The organism is Paraburkholderia sp. JHI2823 (assembly GCF_038900695.1).
GTDB classification, from domain to species: domain Bacteria; phylum Pseudomonadota; class Gammaproteobacteria; order Burkholderiales; family Burkholderiaceae; genus Paraburkholderia; species Paraburkholderia mimosarum.
The window spans coordinates 53,801-73,128 of record NZ_JAYMRY010000031.1 but is presented as its reverse complement, the minus strand read 5'-3'; the positions used below and the strand labels follow the sequence as shown (position 1 = coordinate 73,128).

At 66.6% G+C, this 19,328-nt stretch carries 17 protein-coding genes and 2 pseudogenes; 15 read left to right on the top strand and 4 right to left on the bottom strand.

Annotated features, from left to right (window positions below; translation table 11 throughout):
• The first annotated feature begins 46 nt into the window (after positions 1-46).
• The 4 genes from VSR34_RS27325 (at position 47) to msrQ (ending at position 5,516) form a co-directional block, all read left to right on the top strand.
• The gene (locus tag VSR34_RS27325; protein ID WP_342964061.1) at positions 47-2,284 is read left to right on the top strand and encodes a cytochrome c biogenesis protein ResB; all 2,238 of its coding nucleotides are present in this window, start codon (positions 47-49) and stop codon (positions 2,282-2,284) included.
• A 60-nt stretch (positions 2,285-2,344) separates the two neighbouring features.
• Entirely contained in the window at positions 2,345-3,574 is a 1,230-nt protein-coding gene (gene ccsB, locus VSR34_RS27320; protein ID WP_028213329.1) for a c-type cytochrome biogenesis protein CcsB, read from the top strand.
• 206 nt (positions 3,575-3,780) lie between these two features.
• Positions 3,781-4,782: a protein-methionine-sulfoxide reductase catalytic subunit MsrP gene (msrP, locus tag VSR34_RS27315; RefSeq protein WP_342964060.1), complete on the top strand. Its 1,002-nt coding sequence runs from the start codon at positions 3,781-3,783 to the stop codon at positions 4,780-4,782.
• A gap of 26 nt (positions 4,783-4,808) precedes the next feature.
• Positions 4,809-5,516 carry a protein-methionine-sulfoxide reductase heme-binding subunit MsrQ gene (gene msrQ / locus VSR34_RS27310; protein WP_342964059.1) on the top strand — a complete coding sequence of 236 codons (708 nt, stop codon included), beginning with the start codon at positions 4,809-4,811 and terminating at the stop codon, positions 5,514-5,516.
• 77 nt (positions 5,517-5,593) lie between these two features.
• Here msrQ and lysA read toward each other — a convergent pair whose 3' ends face one another.
• Positions 5,594-6,865 (bottom strand): diaminopimelate decarboxylase, encoded by a 1,272-nt coding sequence (gene lysA / locus VSR34_RS27305; RefSeq protein WP_028213326.1) that lies wholly within the window; start codon positions 6,863-6,865, stop codon positions 5,594-5,596.
• Here lysA and VSR34_RS27300 point away from each other — a divergent pair.
• Positions 6,864-7,103, top strand: coding sequence for a hypothetical protein (locus VSR34_RS27300; protein ID WP_028231692.1), 240 nt, complete (start codon positions 6,864-6,866; stop codon positions 7,101-7,103). The two genes, lysA and VSR34_RS27300, sit on opposite strands and share 2 nt — an antisense overlap.
• A gap of 21 nt (positions 7,104-7,124) precedes the next feature.
• On the opposite strand, the pseudogene VSR34_RS27295 reads toward VSR34_RS27300, so the two are convergent.
• Positions 7,125-7,249: pseudogene (locus VSR34_RS27295) on the bottom strand (hypothetical protein); the annotation flags it as partial.
• A gap of 53 nt (positions 7,250-7,302) precedes the next feature.
• On the opposite strand from VSR34_RS27295, the gene cyaY reads away from it, so the two are divergent.
• The gene (gene cyaY / locus VSR34_RS27290) at positions 7,303-7,620 is read left to right on the top strand and encodes an iron donor protein CyaY (RefSeq protein WP_028213324.1); all 318 of its coding nucleotides are present in this window, start codon (positions 7,303-7,305) and stop codon (positions 7,618-7,620) included.
• Between the two features lie 84 nt (positions 7,621-7,704).
• Here cyaY and VSR34_RS27285 read toward each other — a convergent pair whose 3' ends face one another.
• Positions 7,705-10,146 (bottom strand): penicillin-binding protein 1A, encoded by a 2,442-nt coding sequence (locus VSR34_RS27285; RefSeq protein WP_342964058.1) that lies wholly within the window; start codon positions 10,144-10,146, stop codon positions 7,705-7,707.
• A gap of 290 nt (positions 10,147-10,436) precedes the next feature.
• On the opposite strand from VSR34_RS27285, the gene pilM reads away from it, so the two are divergent.
• From pilM to ugpQ, 9 genes and pseudogenes are all read left to right on the top strand, one after another.
• Entirely contained in the window at positions 10,437-11,417 is a 981-nt protein-coding gene (pilM, locus tag VSR34_RS27280) for a pilus assembly protein PilM (protein WP_028213322.1), read from the top strand.
• Positions 11,414-12,094, top strand: a complete 681-nt coding sequence (locus tag VSR34_RS27275; protein ID WP_051391011.1) for a PilN domain-containing protein — start codon at positions 11,414-11,416, stop codon at positions 12,092-12,094. Before pilM ends, VSR34_RS27275 begins: the two co-directional genes overlap by 4 nt.
• Entirely contained in the window at positions 12,091-12,708 is a 618-nt protein-coding gene (locus tag VSR34_RS27270; RefSeq protein ID WP_342964057.1) for a hypothetical protein, read from the top strand. The genes VSR34_RS27275 and VSR34_RS27270 overlap by 4 nt, the downstream gene beginning before the upstream one ends.
• Positions 12,709-12,715: 7 nt before the next feature.
• Complete coding sequence (locus tag VSR34_RS27265) at positions 12,716-12,973, top strand: hypothetical protein (RefSeq protein ID WP_342964056.1); 258 nt, start codon at positions 12,716-12,718, stop codon at positions 12,971-12,973.
• 62 nt (positions 12,974-13,035) lie between these two features.
• Complete coding sequence (gene pilQ, locus VSR34_RS27260; protein WP_238327968.1) at positions 13,036-14,574, top strand: type IV pilus secretin PilQ; 1,539 nt, start codon at positions 13,036-13,038, stop codon at positions 14,572-14,574.
• A gap of 130 nt (positions 14,575-14,704) precedes the next feature.
• Positions 14,705-15,259: a shikimate kinase AroK gene (aroK, locus tag VSR34_RS27255; RefSeq protein WP_028213320.1), complete on the top strand. Its 555-nt coding sequence runs from the start codon at positions 14,705-14,707 to the stop codon at positions 15,257-15,259.
• Positions 15,260-15,370: 111 nt separating this feature from the next.
• On the top strand, positions 15,371-16,453 hold the full coding sequence (gene aroB / locus VSR34_RS27250) for a 3-dehydroquinate synthase (RefSeq protein ID WP_028213319.1): 1,083 nt from the start codon (positions 15,371-15,373) through the stop codon (positions 16,451-16,453).
• A 171-nt stretch (positions 16,454-16,624) separates the two neighbouring features.
• Positions 16,625-17,758, top strand: a pseudogene (locus VSR34_RS27245) (deoxyguanosinetriphosphate triphosphohydrolase); the annotation flags it as partial.
• A gap of 52 nt (positions 17,759-17,810) precedes the next feature.
• Positions 17,811-18,596: a glycerophosphodiester phosphodiesterase gene (gene ugpQ, locus VSR34_RS27240; protein ID WP_342964055.1), complete on the top strand. Its 786-nt coding sequence runs from the start codon at positions 17,811-17,813 to the stop codon at positions 18,594-18,596.
• A 33-nt stretch (positions 18,597-18,629) separates the two neighbouring features.
• Here the strand turns inward: ugpQ and VSR34_RS27235 are convergent, their stop codons facing one another.
• Positions 18,630-19,007 carry a DUF883 family protein gene (locus VSR34_RS27235; RefSeq protein WP_028213316.1) on the bottom strand — a complete coding sequence of 126 codons (378 nt, stop codon included), beginning with the start codon at positions 19,005-19,007 and terminating at the stop codon, positions 18,630-18,632.
• Positions 19,008-19,328 lie beyond the last annotated feature (321 nt).

Below are 19,328 nucleotides of genomic sequence, written 5' to 3'. Positions count from 1 at the left end.
TTTTTTGCTGTAGCGCCGATTGCGCGCGTAGCAAAGCGGAGATTGAATGAGCGTCACCACGCAGGGTTTGGAGTTGAAGGTTCGCCAGCAGGCCGTGAAGAGCGCCGTCGAGCTGCTCAGTTCGATGCGCTTCGCGATTTCACTGCTCGTCGTTCTCGCCATTGCAAGCATCGTCGGCACGGTGCTCACGCAGGACGACCCCTACCCGAACTACGTCAACCAGTTCGGTCCCTTCTGGGCCGATATCTTCCGCTCGCTGAGCCTCTATACGGTCTATAGCGCGTGGTGGTTCATGACGATCCTCGGCTTTCTCGTCGTGTCGGTCTCGCTGTGCGTGATCCGCAACGCGCCGAAGATGCTCGCGGACATGCGCAGCTGGAAGGACAAGGTCCGCGAAGGCAGCCTGCGCGCGTTCCATCACAAGGGCGAATTCGCGCTGGAACGCGGCACGCGCGAGCAAACGGCGGCCACACTCGGCAAAGTGGCAAGCCGCATGGGCTACCGCTTCGTTAAGCGGGAAACGGAAGGCGCCACCCTCATCGCCGCCAAGCGCGGCGCGCTCACGAAGATCGGCTACATCTTCGCGCATCTCGCGATCGTGATCATCTGCATCGGCGGCCTGCTCGACAGCAATCTGCCGATCAAATTCCAGATGTGGCTCTTCGACAAGACGCCTATCCGTAGCAACACCGTCATCAACGACATCCCGCCCGAGCACCGGCTTTCGGTATCGAACCCGACTTTTCGCGGCTACGCCTGGGTTCCGGAGGGCCAGTATGTCTCCACGGCCATCCTCAACCAGCCCGACGGTTCGCTGATCCAGGACCTGCCGTTCTCGATCCAGCTCAACAAGTTCATCGTCGATTACTACTCGACCGGCATGCCCAAGCTCTTCGCGAGCGACATCGTCGTGATCGACCACAAGACGGGCCAGCGCATTCCGGCGCGCATCGAGGTGAACGAACCGTTCGAGTACGACGGCGTGTCGATCTACCAGTCGAGCTTCCAGGATGGCGGCTCGCAGATGTCGATGACGGCGTGGCCCATGTCGGGCGCGAGCGCGAAAAGCTTCCCGTTTGGCGGCACGATCGGCAATTCGGCGCCGCTTGCTGTGCCCGCTGGCCAGACAGTGCCGGGCGTGGATGGGCAAACCATCGAGTTCGCGGATTTCCGTGCGATCAACGTCGAAAACATCTCGACCGGCAGCGGGGCGACAGACGCGCGCGGCGTGGCTCACCGGTCGCTCAAGGAAGCCTTCGACGAGCGCCTCGGCTCGGGCGCGAAAAGTTCGAGGCCGCTCGACCTGCATAACGTCGGGCCGTCGGTCCAGTACAAGGTGCGCGACAAGGATGGTCAGGCGCGTGAGTACAACAACTACATGCTGCCCGTGGACGTGGGCGGCGGCGACCGCATGTTCCTCGCGGGCATGCGCGAGAAACCCGACGATCCGTTCCGCTATCTGCGTATTCCCGCCGATGCCGCGGGTACGCCAAAAGAGTGGATGATGCTGCGCGCGGCTTTCGAGGATTCCGCCTTGCGCGCCGAGGCGGCGAAGCGCTTTGCGGCGCGCTCCGTCCCCGTTTCGAACCGCGAGCTGGAACAACATCTGGAGGACAGCGCCGGGCGCGTGCTGATGCTCTTCGCCGGCCTGAATGCGCCGCAGACAGGCGCTGGGCGTCCATCGGGCGGCTTCGAGGCGGTGGCGGCGTTCATCGACAAGTCGGTGCCGAAGGACCAGCAGGAAAAGGCAGCAAGCCTCCTGCTACGCATGCTCGAAGGGGCGACGTGGGACCTGTGGCAACTCGCGCGCGAGCAGGCCGGCGAGCCGGACGTGAAGCCGGATGCCAACGCCGCGCGCTTCGTGCAGGATTCGATCAACGCGATATCTGACAGCTTCCTGTACGGATCTCCCGTCTATCTACAGCTCGATTCATTCAAGCAGGTGCAAGCTTCGGTATTTCAGTTGACGCGCGCGCCGGGCAAGAAAGTCGTGTATCTTGGCAGCCTGCTCCTCGTGCTCGGCATCTTCTCGATGTTCTACGTCCGTGAGCGGCGTCTGTGGTTCTGGTTGAAGGACCGGAAAGGTCCCAATGGCGAGAGCCGTGGCGTCGACGTCATCATGGCGATGTCGACCGCCCGCCGTACCCTCGACTTCGAGAAGGAGTTCGTCCGTACCCGCGACGCGATCGGCCGTGCGCTAGGCGCGGCGCCGCAGACTGGCGCAACGGACCCAACAAGCGATGCTGGCGGCACGAACGGTTGCGGCACGGACCGCACGCGTTGATCCAAGCGCCTCGATAGAGGCGCGTGATGGCAGCCATTCATGATCGACATCGGTGAGCCCATGGACTTGTCTCAGGTTTCTCCTTCCGCGAAAGCGCGCCGTGTGGCCAACGCCGCTGCGTCGCGCGATGCCTCGGGTGCCCGCGATCCGCTCGCGGACGTCCTGTTCGACGAACGCCCCTTCCTGCGCCGCCTCTCGGTGTTCGACTGGCTGTTTGCGCTGGCGCTAGTGGCGGGCGCGGGCTTCGCGCTCTCGCGCTATCACGCGCACATGAACTACTACGACAAGCTGGTGCTGTGCGGCACGACGCCGGCGCTCGTCGTGCTGGGCTGGCGCTGGAAGCCGGCGCGGCTGCTCATGGCCGGCATCGCGGTGCTCTCGCTTCTTGCGCTGCAGGTCTATCAAGGCGAACTCGCGCGCGCTGATCAGGCCTTCTTCCTCAAGTATTTCCTGTCGAGCCAGTCGGCGATTCTGTGGATGAGCGCGCTCTTCGTCCTCGCCACGCTGTTCTACTGGATCGGCCTCGTCTCGCGCTCGGCCACGGGCGGCGCGATCGGCACGAAGCTCACGTGGGCGGCGGTGCTCATGGGCTTCGTCGGCATGATGGTGCGCTGGTACGAGTCCTACCTGATCGGCGCGGACATCGGCCACATTCCGATCTCGAACCTCTACGAAGTTTTTGTGCTGTTCAGCCTCATCACGGCGCTCTTCTATCTGTATTACGAAAAGCACTACAACACGCGCGCGCTCGGCGCATTCGTGCTGCTGGTCATCAGCGCGGCAGTAGGCTTCCTGATGTGGTACTCGATTTCGCGCGACGCGCAGCAGATCCAGCCGCTCGTGCCCGCGCTGCAGAGCTGGTGGATGAAGATCCACGTGCCGGCGAACTTCATCGGCTATGGCAGCTTCGCGCTTTCGGCCATGGTGGGCGTCGCGTACATCATGAAGGAGCGCGGCGTACTGGCGGACAGGCTGCCCACGCTCGAGGTGCTCGACGACGTCATGTACAAGTCGATCGCCGTCGGATTCGCGTTCTTCACCATCGCGACCATTCTCGGCGCGCTGTGGGCCGCAGAGGCATGGGGCGGCTACTGGAGCTGGGATCCGAAGGAAACCTGGGCGCTGATCGTCTGGCTCAACTACGCAGCCTGGCTGCATATGCGCCTCATGAAGGGCCTGCGCGGCGGCGTGGCGGCCTGGTGGGCGCTCACGGGCCTGCTCGTCACGACCTTCGCTTTCCTTGGCGTCAACATGTTCCTTTCGGGGCTGCACAGCTACGGCAAGCTGTAACCGGATTAGCCCGCACGACGAACTAACCGTCGGATGCCTCGCGCTCCGACGGTTTTTTTTCGTCGGCCGGGAAGCTTTGCGCGAATTGCGCGTTTGCCCGCTTGAGGCCATCCAGTCCATCCATCTCGTGCGCTGCACGGCGGGACGGGTAGAGATACGATCAAATGTGCTGGCGAGCACGCCAGGCAAGAAGCAGGAGCAGCGACATGTGGATCAAGCGGAGCAGCAGGATCTTGCTCAATGGCGACGACATCCCAGCGAGCGAAATCACGCCGCAAAAGGTGTTCGAACAACGCCGGCGCATTCTTCAGGCGGCGGGCGCGCTCGCGCTCGGCGGTATGGCGGGGCCGTTCGGCGCAACGCAGGCGCTGGCGGAATACGCGCCCGGCGACCCGAAGGCGCAGAAGCTCGGCGCGCAAACCAACGCGAAGTTCGTCGCACTCGACAAGGTCACGCCTTACAAGGACATCACGACCTATAACAACTTCTACGAGTTCGGCACCGACAAGGGCGACCCGGCCCAGAATGCTCACACGCTGCGGCCGCGCCCGTGGAAGCTGAGCGTGGAAGGCGAGGTGAAGAACCCCAAGGTCTATGACATCGACGAGATCCTCAAGCTCGCGCCGCTCGAGGAGCGCGTATACCGCCACCGCTGCGTGGAGGGTTGGTCGATCGTCGTTCCGTGGATCGGTATTTCGCTCTCCGAACTGATCCGCCGGGCGCAGCCGACGGGCAACGCGCGCTACGTGCAGTTCATCACGCTGGCCGACCCCTCGCAGATGCCGGGCCTCGCCGAGCCGATTCTCGACTGGCCGTATTCCGAAGGCCTGCGCATGGACGAAGCGATGAATCCGCTCACGCTGCTCACGGTGGGCCTCTACGGCCAGGTGCTGCCCAACCAGAACGGCGCACCCGTGCGCGTGATCGTGCCGTGGAAGTACGGCTTCAAGAGCGCGAAGTCGCTCGTCAAGATCCGCTTCGTGGCGAACCAGCCGCCTACGAGCTGGAACAAGTACGCGCCGAACGAGTACGGTTTTTACTCGAACGTCAATCCGAACGTCGATCACCCGCGCTGGAGCCAGGCCACCGAGCGGCGCATCGGAGAGGACGGCTTCTTTCAACCCAAGCGCAAGACGCTCATGTACAACGGCTACGGCGATCTTGTCGCGTCGATGTATCAGGGCATGGATTTGCGCAAGAACTTTTGATGCCCGACGCAGAAATGGAGCAGGAGATGGAATCCACGACGACACCACAGGCTGGTGCCATGCCGCGCGCGAGGGCGGCGCAGGCCGCCACGCGCGCGGCGAGCGCCACCGGCCCGCGATGGCTGCCATGGGCGAAGGCGGGGGTGTTCGTCGCGGCGTGGTATCCGCTCGCGCGCATCGTGCTGTTCGGCTTCACGGACCAGCTTGGTGCGAATCCGATCGAGTTCATCACGCGTTCCACGGGCCTCTGGACGCTCGTGTTCCTCTGCATCACGCTCGCCGTCACGCCGCTGCGCCGGCTCACGGGCTGGAACGTCCTGATCCGCTTCCGGCGCATGCTGGGCCTTTACGCGTTCTTCTACGCGACGCTGCACTTCACGACTTACATCTGGTTCGACAAGTGGTTCGACGTTGCCGCGATGCTCAAGGACGTCGGCAAGCGGCCGTTCATCACGGTGGGCTTCGCGGCGTTCGTGCTGCTCATTCCGCTCGCCGTGACCTCCACGCGGGCGATGGCGCGCCGGCTCGGCCGCCGCTGGCAGACGTTGCATCGGCTCGTCTATGTGATCGGCGTGCTGGCGATCCTGCACTTCTGGTGGATGAAGGCAGGCAAGCACGATCTCGTGCTGCCGAAGCTGTACGGCGCGATCATGCTCGTCCTGCTGGGCTGGCGCTTGGGCGTGTGGCTCCTCGCGCGGTGGCGGGCCTCGCGGGCGGCCGCGGGTGCCGCGTAGGCGCACGGCTCGCAAGCCAGGCAACAAAAAAGCGACGCCTCGGCGTCGCTTTTTTATCATGCAAGCAGACGAAATACTCAGTCCGGCAGCACGCGCTCGCCCGCGAACAATTGCGCCACGCTTTCGCGCTCGCGCGCGAGATGGACGCGCGTGCCGTCGACGATGACCTCGGCCGCACGCGCACGCGTGTTGTAGTTCGAGCTCATCACGAAGCCGTAGGCGCCCGCCGAGCGGATCGCGAGCACATCGCCCGGCTCGATCGCGAGCGAGCGTGCGCGGCCCAGCCAGTCTCCGCTTTCGCACACCGGGCCGACCACGTCGTAGGTGTGCGCCGGCGCATTGCGCTCCACGACCGGCTCGATCGCGTGCCAGGCGTCGTACATGGCGGGGCGGGCGAGGTCGTTCATCGCGGCGTCGACGATCGCGAAGTTCTTCTCCGAGCCCGGCTTCAGGAACTCGACCGTGGTGAGCAGAATGCCCGCGTTGCCCACCAGCGAACGGCCCGGCTCGAAATACACCTCGCGGGTCTTGCCCGTTTTGGCGCCATAGGCCTCGATGCGGTCGAGCACCGTACGCACGAACTCGCCGATGTCGGGCGGCGTTTCGTCGTCGTAGCGAATGCCGAGGCCGCCGCCCACGTCGATGTGGCGGATGCTCACGCCATCGGCCTCGATCTGGTCGACGAGTTCGAGCAGCTTGTCGATCGCATCGAGATACGGCGCGATTTCGGTGATCTGCGAGCCGATGTGACAGTCGATGCCGACCACTTCCAGGTGCGCCATGGCAGCGGCGGCGCGATAGGTCGCGCGCGCGTCCTCGAACGCCACGCCGAACTTGTTCGCCTTCAGGCCCGTGGAAATGTACGGATGCGTTTTCGGATCGACGTCCGGGTTCACGCGCAGCGAAACGGGCGCCTTCTTGCCGAGCTTGCCGGCCACGGCGTCGAGGCGGTCGAGTTCGGGAATCGATTCGACGTTGAAGCACTTCACGCCCGCTTCGAGCGCTTCGCGCATTTCGGCGGCGGTCTTGCCGACGCCCGAGAACACGACGTCCTGCGCTTTACCGCCTGCCGCGAGCACGCGCGCCAGTTCGCCTGCCGAAACGATGTCGAAGCCCGCGCCTTCGCGCGCGAACACGTTGAGCACGGCCAGGTTGCTGTTCGCCTTGACCGCGACGTGCACTTTGGCGCGGCGGCCGGCGCACGCGTCGGCGTAGGCGTGCCAGGCGGCGGAGAGCGCCGCGCGCGAGTACACGTAGAGCGGTGTGCCGTACTGTGCGGCGAGGTCGGCGGCGGATACGCCTTCTACGAAGAGCGTGCCATTGTCACGGTGAAAAGCGGACTGGGTCATGCGGGAATCTTACTGGGTTGGCGTGGCCCCGGAAGCCGGTTGCTGGCTGCCGGTGGTCGCTGGCGTGGTGCTGAGTTCCGTGTCCGGGGACAACGACAGCGGCGTGCCCGTGGTGTCCGGAATCGTGCCGACCGGAGCCGATGCAGAGTCGGGAACGCTCGCGGGTGCGGCGCCGGTTTCCGGTGACGTGGTTTGGAAATCGGGCTTGGGCGGAAGCGGCGGCACGTTCGGCATGTAGAGCGCCCCGCGCTGGCCGCAGCCCGCGAGCGCGACAGCGCCGATCGCAAAAGCCGCTAGAATCGCGCGGGGCGTGGATACGCGGGGCGTCCTTACGCGGGGCGTGCATGCGCGAGGCGTCGAAACGCGGGATGCCGCTGCGCGCATCTGTGAAATGACACGCATAATTGTCCCTGAATGAATAACCGGTGGAGTTTAGCATGCCAGACAGTGACTACCTGAGCCGCGCGGAGGCCGTGCTGGCGGCCGTGGAGCGGGCCGTGGACGAGGCCGACGCCGATATCGAACTCGAGCGCAGCGGCAATGTGCTGACGCTCGAATTCGAGAATCGCACGAAGATCATCGTGAATCTGCAGCCGCCGATGCGCGAGATCTGGATCGCGGCGAAAGCGGGTGGTTTCCACTATCGTTTCATCGATGGTGAATGGCGCGACACGCGCACGGGCACCGAGTTCTTCTCGGCGCTCACGGCCTATGCGACGGAGCAGGCGGGCGAGCCGGTGCGGTTCGAACCTTGAGCGCGAAAGCGTGAGTCCATAAAAAACGGGCGCCAGTTGAAAAGCTGGCGCCCGTTTTGCATGGTGTCGGCTCCGGCGGCCCCTTCAGTGTCCGCGGAACAGATTCATGATGTCTTCCTTCTCCTTCGCATTCACGTGCTCGGGCGCGGGCGCGTCCGCAGTATCGGCGCCGGCCTCGCCCGACGCGCCGCTCGACGATGCCTCGAGCGCCGCCTGGCTGATGCCCACGGTCGAGACGAAGCCGTGGCCCGGCGTCGCATCGGCGTAGTAGAGCTCGTCGCCGAGCGTGACGATGCCGTCGGGCATCGCCATCTTGTACTCGGGCACGCCGTTGAGCGCCTTCTGCATGTAGTCGATCCAGACGGGAAGCGCGAGACCGCCGCCCGTTTCCTTGTCGCCGAGGCTGCGCGGGTTGTCGTAGCCGATCCACGCGATGGCGGCGAGCGTGTGCTGGTAGCCCGCGAACCACGCGTCGCGCGAGTCGTTGGTCGTGCCGGTCTTGCCGGACAGGTCGGTGCGCTTGAGGACGTTCGACTTCGCACCTGTGCCGCGCTGAGCCACGCTCTGCAACAGGCTGTTCATGATGTACGCGTTGCGCGCGTCGATGGCGCGCGGCGCGTTCTGTTCGGCCACGATCGGCTGCGCCTGCGCGACCACCATGCCTCGCTGGTCGGTGACTTCGGCAATCACATACGGATTCACGCGATAGCCGCCGTTCGCGAACACCGAGTAGCCGGCGGCCATCTGCAGCGGCGTGACGAGACCCGCGCCGAGCGCCATCGGCAGGTAGGCGGGATGCCGCTCGGCGTCGAAGCCGAAGTGCGTGATGTACTGCTGCGCGTACTTCGTGCCGATGTGGTTGAGGATGCGGATCGAGACGAGGTTCTTCGACTTCATGAGCGCGGTGCGCATCGACATCGGCCCGTCGAAGCCGCCGCCGTAGTTCTTCGGCTCCCACGCCTGGCCGCCCGTTTCGGCCGCGCTGAAGAAGAGCGGCGCGTCGTTGATGACGGTGGCCGGCCCGAGCCCCTTGTCGAGCGACGCCGAGTAGATGAACGGCTTGAAGCTCGAACCGGGCTGGCGCCACGCCTGGGTGACGTGGTTGAACTTGTTCTTGTTGAAGTCGAAGCCGCCCACGAGCGCGCGGATCGCGCCGTCTTGCGGCACGATCGAGATAAACGCGCCTTCGATCTGCGGCAACTGCGTGATCGACCACTCGCCCGCGTTGTTGCGCGCCAGGCGAATGATCGCGCCCTGCCGGATCTTCTGCGAAGGCTGTGCGCGCGGGCTCAACGCGAACTGCGCGAAGCGCAGGCCGTCGCCGGTGATGCTCGCGGTGTTGCCGTCCATGAACGTCGCCCGCACTTCCTTCGGGTTCGCCGCCGTGACCACCGCCGCCACGAGCTCGCCGTTGTCGGGATGCTCGGCGAGGGCGTCGTCGATGGCTTGCTCACGCTCGTCAGCGTCGGCCGGCAGGTCGATGAACGCCTCCGGGCCGCGATAGCCATGGCGGCGCTCGTAGTCCATGAGTCCCCTGCGCAGCGCGTGATAGGCGAGCGCCTGATCGGCCGAGTCGATGGTCGTGACGACGTTCAGCCCACGCGTATAGGCTTCTTCGCGGTACTGCGTGTACATCATCTGTCGCACCATTTCGGCGACGTACTCGGCGTGGACGCTGAACTCCTTGCCCGCGCCCTTGACGACGAGCGGCTGAGCCGCCGCTTCGTCGTACTGCTGCTGCGTGATGTAGCGCAGTTCCAGCATGCGCTCGAGGATGTACTCCTGGCGCACCTTTGCGCGCTTCGGATTCACGACCGGGTTGTACGCCGAGGGCGCCTTGGGCAGTCCGGCCAGCATCGCGCATTCGGCGAGCGTGAGATCTTTCAGATCCTTTCCGAAATACACGCGCGCGGCGCTTGCGAAGCCATACGCACGTTGCCCCAGATAGATCTGATTCATATACACCTCGAGAATCTGATCCTTCGAGAGCCGGGACTCGATCTTGTAGGCGAGCAGCATCTCGTAAATCTTGCGCGTGTAGGTCTTCTCGCTCGAAAGGAAGAAGTTGCGCGCCACCTGCATGGTGATCGTGCTGGCGCCCTGGGTGGCATGGCCGTTGGTGAGGGCGACGATGCCCGCACGCGCGATGCCGGCGAGGTCGACGCCGCCGTGATCGTAGAAGCGGGCGTCTTCGATGGCGAGGATGGCGTTCTTGAGGTTGGCGGGCACGTCCCGAAAATGGACGACGTCGCGCCGTTCCTCGCCGAATTCCCCGATCAGCACGTGGTCGCGCGTATAGATGCGCAGCGGCACCTTCGGACGATAGTCGGTGAGCGCGTCGAGCGACGGCAGGTTCGGCGTGGCCACGACGAGCGCGTAGCCGATCACCAGCGCCACGCTCACCACGCCGGCGAACATGAGACCGAAAAAGGCGATCAGCAACGTTGCCCACCACGGGCGCTTGCGCCGCCTGGGCGGTTCGGGCGGCGTGGAAGGCGGTACGGAAGGAGGGAGCTGATCGTGCATACGAACACCAGAAAAACGGTCTCGCGATTATAGCCGCCGCCCGTTTCCGGGCTTTCGGGATGCTTACGTCGGCGCTTCCGTGTGAGCGCGCAAACGCGACGCTACTGCCGGCGATGTTGTCGAGGCATCAGTCGATATTGTCACTGTAGACGCGCACCCCACACATGAATAGCGCCCGTGCCGAACGTTGGCCGGAAAGCCGAGTATTCGCACGCGGCGCACGTCCGCACAATTTCCCCATCGACGCGCTGCGAACGGTTCGCGGCGCGCGGACGTCCGGGAGGAATGCAATGGGGTTCGGGAATCCGGTGTTGTTGGGCACGCGCCGCTATGCGGCCGGCGTGGATCTGGGCGCGCGTCACGTCTCGCTCGCGGTCGTGAGCCAGCGCATTGTCGGAGTGGGGCCGGTCCGCCTCGAATGGCTGGCCAGCACGCAGATCGCGCGCGAGGCGATGGCGGGTCTAGAGATCATCGATCGTGCGGCGGTTGTCGAAGCGTTGCGCAGCGTGTTCGGCGAGTTGCCGCGTGCGAGCGCCGCAGCGTCGATGCGTTGCGCGATGGCGCTCCCCACGAGCGCGACGCTGGTCGCGACGATGCCGCTCGCGCGCCTCGCGCCGGCCGCCACGATCGACGACTCCGGCATCCACGCCGGACTCGAGCCCTTCGTGCTGGCGGAGGCGGAGCGCGTGGCGGGCGTCGAGCGCGGCGAGCTGGCAGTCGACTGGAACGTGCTGCCGGCAACGCCACGCAGCCCGCAGGTGCAGGTGAGCATCGCGGCGACGGCGCGGCAGCATGTGGAGTCGCGCATCGAATGCGCGGCGATGGCGGGCATCACGTTGTGCGCCGTGGACGACGAGGCGCACGCCGCGTTGCGCGCCATGCGCTTCGCGGCGGCATACGAACTGCCGCCGCTGGAGCCTTGGGTGGCGCTGTGGGTCGGCCGGGAAGGCGTGCATGGCTGGTATCTCTTCGACGATGCCGTCATGCGGCACATGCGCTTTCCCGCGCTCGAACATGACTCTTTCGCAGAGGCGTTGCGCGACCTGGTCGGCGGCGAGCAGGCCGGCTGCGTGCAGGTCTCGGGCGAGCTCGCCATGCTGCGCGGCGCGAACTTCTCGCTGGCCGACATCGGCGACACATTGGGTGCACCGGTCCTGCCATTCGAATGCGGGCCGCTTGCCGATACCGGCTGGCCGCTCCCCTCAACGCTCCTGCATGACCCGGCGTGTGCGGTGGCGTTCGGGCTCGCGCTTCGCGGGGTGGGGGAATGACGCTCGCGCGCGCCACACGGGGCACACCGCGACGAGCCATCGGCGGATTCAATCTGCTGCCCTGGCGCCAACGCGCCATCCGCAGAATCCGTTGCCGCCGGCTGCTCGAATGGTTCGCTGCGGCGCTCGGCGGGTGTGTATGCGCGCTCGGTCTCCTGCTTTGGCAACACATTGAACGCAGCGGGCTCGAGGCGCGCCGCGAGGCACTCGTGCGATCGTTCGCGCATTGGCAGGCACCGCTTGCCGAGGCGCAGCGGCTCACGCGCGAAAGCGAAGCGCAGCATGCCGCCGGGCAGTTGGCACGAAGGCACGCGGGGGCGACGGTCCGCTTCTTCGCACTCGCCGATGCACTGGCGAGCAATGTGCCGCCCGGCGTGAGCCTGCAGCAGCTCTCGCAGTTCGCAGACGAAACCGACCTGCAGGCGAGCGCGGCCGACGAATCGGCGGCTGCGGCCTGGCTTGGCCGGCTGCGAACGCTTCCCGATGTAAAGGCTGTGAGCGTGCGCGAACTCAAGCGCGCGACTCCCGGTGGTACGTCACGTGAAAGTGCGCACAACGGCGGGCCCATTCGCATCGCCGCGCATCTGGTCTGGCAGGGCGCGAGCGTGGTGGCAAAGTCGGGCGCACCACCGGCGCCCGACTTTGCGCGGGGATCTGCCGTGAAGGAGGCGAAATGAGCAGGATGGCCGCGGCGGCCGGAGAGCAGCGGGAACCTGGATCGGCTCGGGGCCGCCCAGGGGGCGCGTTGCGCGTGTGGTCAATGCTTTATGCATGGAGCCCGCGCCGCCGTCTCGTAGCCGCGCTGGTGATCGCCGTGCTCGCGGGTGCATCGATGAGCGGCGCCTGCATCGTTTGGGATCCGCTTGGCGTGCATGGAGCCCGCGCCGCGCTGGCCGACGCGCAGAAGCGTCTTGACGACGCCCGGCTAAAGGTGGCGCGTCTGCCCGCGCTGCGGGGGGCAGCAGCTCGAACAGCGCCACGTGCGCCGTATAAGGGCAACTCCGCCGACGACATTCGCCGCGTCTCTCAACTTGCCGCGCAAGCGGCCCTCGTGTTGCATGCGCTCGAGCCGGGTGCGGGCGGCGGCGCGCGAGCCGAGGCCTTCCGTTCGATCAAACTGGTCGCCCAAGGCAGCTTCGCGCAGTTGCGCGCGTTGCTCGAAGCATTGGCGCGCGAGCCCGTGCTCACGGTGCCAACCGAGCTGGCGCTCTGGAGCTGGACTGTCGATCTCTGCCATTTTGCACGTCTACGATGCGCTTCCCGCTGTGCCGCTTGCTCTGGCATCCGCTGACGAGAAGGTGCCGGGAGTTGCGTCTCTCGATCCGTTCGCCGCCGCCGCCGCGGATGGCGCCGGGAAAGATGGGTGGCGTCTCGCCGGCATCATCCAGGATCGGCAGCACATCGTCGCGCTGGTGGAAACGCCCAAGGGCGTCTTGACCGCGCAAGCGGGGCGGCCGATCGGCGACGGGCGCGTCGTGCAAGTCGGGCCGGCGCGCGTCGTCGTTTCTGCGGGTGGCGCGACGCACGTGCTCGGCTGGGCGGCGGCGGCGAAATGAAGGCGATCCGGTGTGGAGCGACTCTGCTCGGCGCGCCACTTTTCAGCGTTGCAGCATGCGCCATGGTGCCGTTGCCGCAGCCGGCGTGGGTGCGTGCTTCGGCGGCGGTGGCGCAGCACGAAGCGACACCGTTGCCCGAAGAGGCGCAGGCGACCCGCCCGGCCCAATGGATCGATAATCCCTTCACGGGAGGCAGCGATGCCGCTCCGTCTGAAGAGGGGGCGCCAGGAAACGCGGATCGCGCCGCGGGTGCGACGTCGCCTGCCGCTCAGCGCTCGAAGGAAACCGGCGGCGAAGCATCGGCAGCCGGGCAACTCGAAGGGCCGTCGGTCCCCCTGCGTGCGCCGCTGCGCCTTGGCGACCCGTCTGCCGCAAACGACGGCTTGCCGCCCGACCGGCCGATCACCCTCAATTTCCAGCGCGCGGAGCTCACTGCCGTTCTGCATGCGTTCGCCCAGTTCACGAAGCTCAATATCGTCGCAAGCGAACGTGCTCGCGGGCAGGTCACATTGCGCCTCGATCGCGTGCCGTGGCGCACCGCGTTCGACCTGCTGCTGGAGGCCAATGGGCTCGCGATGTCGCGCATTGGCGACGTGATCTGGGTCGCGCCCGCCGCGGAACTTGCGGCGCGCGAGCGGCAGCGTTTCGAGGCGCATGCGCGGGCTGCGGAGCTGGAGCCGCTCGCAAGCCGCTCGTTCGAGCTGCACTACGCGCGCGCCGAGGATCTGCGCCGCTTGCTGACCGGCTCGGGAGCGCAGCGCGCCCTCTCCAGGCGGGGCGCGGCCGTGGCGGACGCGCGCACGAACCTCCTCTTCGTCACCGACCTGCCGGCGCGGCTGGACCAGATCGGCGAGCTGGTGCGGCGGCTCGACGCGCCGGCGCGTCAGGTGCTCATCGAGGCGCGAATCGTCGAGGGAGACGAGGGGCTGTCGCGCGAGCTGGGCGTACGCCTCGGCGTCACGCCAGTGAACACGGATGGAGCCCCGGCCCGCGGGCTCACCACTGGGGCGGGCGGCACGGTCTATGACCTGGCGGCGGGGCCGATTGCGGGCTTCGAAGCCGCCGGGCTCGGCCTGACGCTCCTGGCTGCGCGTGCCACGCGCCTGCTCGACATCCAGTTGAGCGCGCTCGAGGCCGAGGGGCGCGGGCGGGTCGTATCGAGTCCGCGCGTCGTCACCGCGGACCGCACGAAGGCAGTCGTCGAGCAGGGCACGGAACTGCCTTATCAGGCCAAGGTCGGGCAAGGCGTTTCGGGCGTGCAGTTCCGGCGCGCGAGTCTGAAACTCGAAGTCGAGCCGCAGATCACACCCGATGGCCGCGTGATTCTCGACCTCGACGTCGCCAAGGACAGTGTCGGCGAGCAAACGGCCGCGGGGCCCGCGATCAATACCAAGCATGTCCAGACCCGCGTGGAGATCGAGGACGGCGGCACGGTCTCGATCGGCGGCATCGACGCCAGTGATGACCGCGATGATGTGACGCGTGTGCCACTCCTGGGCAAAATACCGGTATTGGGCGCGCTTTTTTCGCATCGCGCGCATCGCGATAAGCGCAGCGAGCTGGTGGTGTTCATCACACCGCGTGTCGTGGAGTCGGATTGACCTGATTCGTCGAGAGAGCAGGTCGCGAGTGCGTACTCGCGACTTTGCGGGGCCGGAACGAGGGAGCCGCAGGCTCGACAACGCCGCCGCTTTGCCAGTAAGCTGCGGCACCAACCTTTAGTAGGAAACGCTGCAAGTGCGGGACGCAAACGCCAATGTATTTTTCGTAGGGCTCATGGGCGCCGGCAAGACGACCGTGGGCCGGGCGGTCGCGCGCCGGCTGGAGCGTCCGTTCTTCGACTCCGACCACGAAATCGAAGCGCGCACGGGCGCGCGCATCCCCGTGATCTTCGAACTCGAAGGCGAAGCAGGCTTTCGCGACCGCGAGGCCCAGATGATCGAAGAGCTCACGGGGCGCGAAGGGATCGTTCTCGCGACCGGCGGCGGCGCCGTGCTGCGACCCGAGAACCGCGCGGCGCTCAAGGCGCGCGGCTTCGTCGTATACCTGCGCGCGCACCCGCACGACCTGTGGCTGCGCACCCGGCGCGACAAGAACCGTCCGCTCCTGCAGACCGAAGACCCCAAGGCGCGGCTCGAAGCGCTCTACGAAGTGCGCGACCCGCTCTATCGCGAGGTCGCCGACTTCGTGATCGAAACGGGCCGGCCGTCGGTCAACGGACTCGTCAATATGGTGCTGATGCAGCTCGACATGGCCGGCGTCGCGCGGGCCACGGCGCGCGAGTAGGTACGGTTCGGGAGGCTTGGCGCGGGAGCGCGCAAATCCCATGAAGGTCGGCGGTCAAAGCCGCGGGTCAAAACGTCAGGTAGTGCACCAGGAACTCTCAAGATTCAGAGCATGATTACCGTCAACGTCGAACTGGGCGACCGCGCCTATCCCATCCATATCGGCTCCGGCCTCATTGGCCAGACGGCGCTCTTCGCGCCCCATATCGCCGGCAAGTCGGTGACGATCGTGACGAACACCGTCGTCGACCCGCTCTACGGCGATACGCTGCGCGCTGCGCTGGCACCGCTCGGCAAGGACGTCAGCACCGTCGTGCTGCCGGACGGCGAGGCGCACAAGAACTGGGAAACGCTCAACCAGATCTTCGGCGCGCTCCTCACCGCGCGCGCCGACCGCAAGACCACGCTCATTGCGCTGGGCGGCGGCGTGACGGGCGACATGACGGGCTTCGCGGCCGCCTGTTACATGCGCGGCGTGCCGTTCATCCAGGTGCCGACCACGCTGCTCTCGCAGGTCGATTCGTCGGTGGGCGGCAAGACGGGCATCAATCATCCCCTCGGCAAGAACATGATCGGCGCGTTCTATCAGCCGCAGGCCGTGATCGCCGATATCGGCGCGCTCTCCACGCTGCCGCCGCGTGAACTGGCGGCCGGCATTGCCGAAGTCATCAAGACCGGCGCGATCGCCGACGCAGAATTCTTTGACTGGATCGAAGCGAACCTCGAGTCGCTCAACCGCTGCGAGCCCGAAGCGCTCGCACATGCAGTCAAGCGCTCGTGCGAGATCAAGGCATCGGTCGTGGCTGCCGACGAGCGCGAAGGCGGCCTGCGCGCCATCCTCAACTTCGGCCACACGTTCGGTCATGCGATCGAAGCCGGGCTCGGCTACGGCGAATGGCTGCACGGCGAGGCGGTGGGCTGCGGCATGGTGATGGCGGCGGATCTCTCGGTGCGCATGGGCATGCTGGACGAGGCCTCGCGCACGCGGCTCGTGCGTGTTGTGGAGGCCGCGAAGCTGCCGGTACGCGCACCGGCACTCGGCGCGGACCGGTACATCGAGCTGATGCAGGTCGACAAGAAAGCCGAGGGCGGCGCGATCAAGTTCATCCTGCTCAAGCGCTTTGGCGAGACGCATATCGGCCGCGCGCCCGACGAAGCCGTGCAGGCCACGCTCGCCGCGGCGACGCAGAGCTGACGCCCCGCCGACGATAACCCTCGCGGAGGAACGGTGAGCGATTCCCGCAGCGACAACCGTATTGATCCCCGTAGTTCGATGGGCGACGATGTGTCGGGCGGCGCTCCGTCGGGCGGCGCTGCGTCGGGCGGTGAACCGTCCGCATCGGGCGACGCAAATGCGGTGCTCGTCGCGTCGTTCGAATCGGGCCTCGCGCCTTACGCCGCCCACGCCTCGCGCTCGCGCGGCAGGCGCCACCCGGAGCCGCCGCCCGCCGCCCGCAGCGAGTTCCAGCGCGATCGCGACCGCATCGTCCATTCCACGGCTTTTCGCCGGCTCGAGTACAAGACCCAGGTGTTCGTGAACCACGAGGGCGATCTCTTTCGCACGCGGCTCACGCACAGCCTCGAAGTTGCGCAGATCGCGCGTTCGGTCGCGCGCAACCTGCGCGTGAACGAGGATCTCGTCGAGGCGATCTCGCTCGCGCACGACCTCGGCCATACGCCGTTCGGCCACGCAGGGCAGGATGCGCTCAACGAGTGCATGCGCGAGCACGGCGGCTTCGAACACAATCTGCAGAGTCTGGCCGTAGTCGACGAACTGGAAGAGCACTACGGCGCGTTCGACGGCCTGAACCTCTGCTTCGAGACGCGCGAGGGCATCCTCAAGCACTGTTCGCGAGAGCACGCGCGTCGGCTCGGCGATCTGGGCGAGCGTTTCCTGCTCGGCCGGCAGCCGTCGCTCGAGGCGCAGATCGCCAATATCGCCGACGAGATCGCGTACAACAACCACGACGTCGACGACGGCCTGCGCTCGGGCCTGCTCACGATCGAGCAACTCGCCGAGGTCGAACTCTGGCAGACCCACTACGACGCCGCGCGCGCCGAGTATCCGCAGATCGAAGGCCGCCGGCTGATTCACGAGACGGTGCGGCGCATCATCAACACGCTGATCGTCGATCTGATCGGCCAGACCCAGCGCAATCTCGCCGAATGCGCGCCGCAGTCCCTCGACGACGTCCGCGCCGCGCCGCCTCTCGTCGCGCACAGTGAACGCGTGGCCGCGCAGGCGGCCGCACTCAAGCGCTTTCTCTACCGCAACCTGTACCGCCACTATCGCGTGATGCGCATGGCCAACAAGGCGCGGCGCGTGGTGAAGGGGCTGTTCGAGGCATTTAGCGAGGACTCGCGCCTGTTGCCGCCGCCGTACCAGACGCAGGACGCCGCCTCGCAGCCGCGCCTGATCGCGCATTACATCGCGGGCATGACCGACCGGTATGCCCTGAAGGAATACCGCCGCCTGTTCGTCGTCGCGGACGATGTTTGATCGCGCCATTCGCACGACGCCATTCGCCTCGTCGATTTCGGGAGTCCGCTTGATGAAGTCCTGGCCGTATCCACGCGTCGCCGCACACAGGGGAGGGGGCACGCTCGCGCCCGAGAACACGCTGGCGGGTCTGCGCACCGGCGCCAGCCTCGGCCACACGATGGTCGAGTTCGACGCCAAGCTGTCTCTCGACAATGTCGCATTCCTGCTGCACGACGACATGGTCGACCGCACGTCGAACGGGCACGGCGCGGCAGCGCGCATGCGCTACGCGGAACTCGCCGCGCTGGACGCCGGCGGCTGGCGGGATGCCCGCTTTGCCGGAGAGCCGATGCCGACGCTCGCCCAGGCCGCCGCGTATTGCCGCGAGTCAGCGCTGGCTGCCAACGTGGAGATCAAGCCTTGCAACGGCCGCGACGTGGAAACAGGCCGCATTGTCGCCGCCGAAACCGCTCGCTTGTGGGCGCAAGAGGGGCAAGCAGACGGGCGATCGGCGCAGGAGGCGCCGGCTGGCCCACCGCCTTTGCTCTCGTCGTTCTCCTGGTCGGCTTTGGAGGCAGCGCGCGAGGTCGCGCCGGGTCTGCCTCGCGGCCGGCTCTTCGAGCGCGTGCCTGGCGACTGGCGAGAGCAGACCGCCGCGCTAGGCTGTGTTTCGCTTCATGCGAGCCATCGCCATCTGGACGAGGCGCTGGTCGAGCGCATCAAGTCGGCGGGACTCTTCATCCTCGCCTATACCGTGAACGACCTCGACCGTGCTCGCCAGCTCGTCCGCTGGGGTGTCGATACGGTCTGCACGGACCGTATCGACCTGATCGGGCCGCACGCGCTCGACGTCTGAACGCAAGCGGACGGTCAGCGCCTCTATTGTCGTTCAGCGGGGGCGGGCGAGCAGCGCACCCAGGATCAGCGCCACGCCGCCGACGATCGCGACGGCCTGCCAGGGATTGCGGTGGACGTACTCGTCGGCGCCGGCGATGGCTGCCTCGGCCTGATCGCGTGCAGCCGCACGCGCCACTTCGAGCCGCTCGCGGGCGGCGTCGAGGCGCTTGCGAATATCGGCGCGCAGGGCGGTCGCATCGGCCTGCGTTCCCTCACCCAACGTGGTTTCCAGCTCGGCTAGCAGATCACGCAATTCGTCGGTGATATCGGCGGCGGCGCTGCGGCCGCGGCGCGCGATGCGCCGCGCGTGGCGGCTCGTGCGCGTCCAGGAATCGCCGAGGGCTTCTCGCGTGTTCGGAAAGGCGCTCATGTATGGCTCCGTCGTTGCAAAGGAAAGAGGCTCGCCACGGCGCGCACGAAAAAGGGCGCGGCAGGGGAGGACCGGAGTGCAAGTATTGCGCAATTTCAGTGCCCGAGCGTCGAAAGCGCGCCGCCGAACGGGCGACAACGTCCGCCGGCCGGGGCTTGGCCGCCTGGCGACAAACCAGATGATTACGGGGACAGCACGCTTTTTCCCAGAGGCATAGAATCAGGGGAAGCCCATGCGACAAGCGGGGAAATCAGATGGAGACGCCAACGCGGAAACGATTCGGCGGGGAGGGGAAGCGCAGCCCCACGCCCCTTGCCGCTG